The organism is Reichenbachiella sp. MALMAid0571 (assembly GCF_040151475.1).
In the GTDB taxonomy this organism is placed as follows: Bacteria; Bacteroidota; Bacteroidia; order Cytophagales; family Cyclobacteriaceae; genus CAXBNB01.
The window spans coordinates 1-1868 of record NZ_JBDKWG010000066.1 but is presented as its reverse complement, the minus strand read 5'-3'; the positions used below and the strand labels follow the sequence as shown (position 1 = coordinate 1868).

Genomic DNA, 1868 nt, shown 5'->3' with positions numbered 1-1868 from the left:
TGAATGTGACAAAATAAAATTGATTCTGGTCTCTTATTGCATATTTACGACCCATAACACCAAATATACAATGTTTTAATTTTTCATGGAATCGATGCTTGACGAAAAAATGGCTATGTAGATGACCTCAGCGTGGTTTCTTTATATTCTTATATTATATTTGGTCTCAGCGAGACGCTAAGACCAGTGGGGGGAATTATCTCCCAAATCTGGCTGGTAAAACACCCTGGCGCAAGCATCTCGCTTGCGCCATTATTAATATCAAACTCTATTTTTTGATTACTTTACCTGATCTCAACATAGCTTCTTTATATTTGTACATTAGGTATCAGCGAGACGCTAAGACCAGTGGGGAGATTAAAGATAAAAGCATGTTAGAGCGACTTGAAAGCATTGCCAAGATGCCTGTCAATAAAAAAGACGAGTTATTTAATGTTATTGATGCTTATTTAAGGGATTTCAAAACAAGCCAGGCTTACACTCATTGATTATGAAACAAGTAACAATACACATTCCAGACAATAAGTTTCCTTTCTTCATGGAGCTTATAAAAAGCCTCAAGTTCATTAAAAGGATTGATGCTGAAGAAGAGTCTACGAAAGAGCAAATTTTGCAAGGCCTACAAGATGCTGTAGAAGAAGTTAACCTAATTAAAGCTGGTAAGAAAAAGGCTCAACCTTTAAGTGAGTTTCTCAATGAACTATAAAATTGACACTATTGCCAACTTCCGTAAGGAAGCCAAAAAACTCACTAAAAAATATCCATCTCTTAAAAATGAACTGGCTGAACTCGGCAGCCAGATTTCCGCTGACCCTACCACCGGCACAGCTCTCGGCAACAACTGCTATAAAATACGTCTGGCCATTGCTTCAAAAGGAAAAGGCAAATCCGGTGGTGCAAGGGTGATCACGCATTTCTATGTCTCTGCTGAAACTGTTTTCCTGCTTTCCATCTATGATAAATCCGACAAGGAAAATATCTCGGACAAAGAACTATTAGAACTTCTGAAGACAATCAAAGGCTAATTGTAAAGCTTTTCATTGGGTGGTAATCCAGGCAGGTAATCCCTGAGTAAGTCAATGTCCCTTTTTATGTTCATCTGCTCAATTTCTTCTTTGCTGAACTGTCCAATATTTTCAATGATCAAATCAATGAAGAATTCAGGTTTGATCGGCCAATATTTATCCTCTTTAGCTGCAATACAATAACACCTTATAATATTGATAGAGGTTAAACCATTGTCTATTCGATTGATTTCTGTCAGATGCTTGAAAATACTTTGAATAACATCTTTCATTGTTTGTACTGGCAAAAGAGTATTCTCCCTTTTTTCCAACCATTCAAAAAAGCAAAAGAAAACAGAAAGTGTATCATGTACACCCCAAGTAGAATCTTTCCACACAAAATCCTCATCTCCTAACAGCGCCTTTTTGAATTGATTCTTATCAAACAGATGGTAGACATCTTTTTCTGTTACTTAACTCATTTGATTACCGTTTTAGTTACTCCTTCAGCTCCTTTAAGAACTGGATCAATAACAGCTTCAGAAACACCCCCTGAAGTCCCCCCCTACTGGTCTTAGCGTCTCGCTGAGACCCCTCTAATCTAAAAAATAAATGTCAATCAACCCCTTTTCTCCTTCATAATCTCTGGCACTACTGTACAGCCAGTCTGATGGTTTTTCCACAAATCTTGCTTCTACGGGATTATTATGAATGTATTCTAATCGTTGTTGTACGATAGAATTAGTTGACAATTCTATCGGGTGATTGTGCTGTTGCCAAAATTGGAAGCCCTTATTGTTAGAAGCCTTATTACCAGCTCTTTTCATCATCCAAAGCAACCATTCTTTTCTGCTTTCTTGTGGA

The 1868-nt window shown here is 37.4% G+C and carries 5 protein-coding genes; 3 read left to right on the top strand and 2 right to left on the bottom strand.

All coding sequences use genetic code 11. The features are described 5' to 3' along the window. Nucleotides 1–275: 275 nt before the first annotated feature. Genes AAOP42_RS00950 through AAOP42_RS00940 form a run of 3 tightly spaced genes read left to right on the top strand, consistent with a single transcriptional unit; the run spans nucleotide 276 to nucleotide 1025 of the window. Nucleotides 276–488 (top strand): hypothetical protein, encoded by a 213-nt coding sequence (locus tag AAOP42_RS00950; protein ID WP_349526574.1) that lies wholly within the window; start codon nucleotides 276–278, stop codon nucleotides 486–488. Between the two features lie 2 nt (nucleotides 489–490). Beyond that, entirely contained in the window at nucleotides 491–706 is a 216-nt protein-coding gene (locus AAOP42_RS00945; RefSeq protein WP_349526573.1) for a hypothetical protein, read from the top strand. Further along, nucleotides 696–1025 carry a type II toxin-antitoxin system RelE/ParE family toxin gene (locus AAOP42_RS00940; protein ID WP_349526572.1) on the top strand — a complete coding sequence of 110 codons (330 nt, stop codon included), beginning with the start codon at nucleotides 696–698 and terminating at the stop codon, nucleotides 1023–1025. The genes AAOP42_RS00945 and AAOP42_RS00940 overlap by 11 nt, the downstream gene beginning before the upstream one ends. On the opposite strand, the gene AAOP42_RS00935 is transcribed toward AAOP42_RS00940, so the two are convergent. After that, complete coding sequence (locus AAOP42_RS00935; RefSeq protein WP_349526571.1) at nucleotides 1022–1297, bottom strand: hypothetical protein; 276 nt, start codon at nucleotides 1295–1297, stop codon at nucleotides 1022–1024. The genes AAOP42_RS00940 and AAOP42_RS00935 overlap by 4 nt on opposite strands. Nucleotides 1298–1600: 303 nt before the next feature. Further along, a partial coding sequence (locus AAOP42_RS00930) for a transposase (protein ID WP_502947633.1) occupies nucleotides 1601–1868 on the bottom strand: 268 nt, incomplete at its 5' end.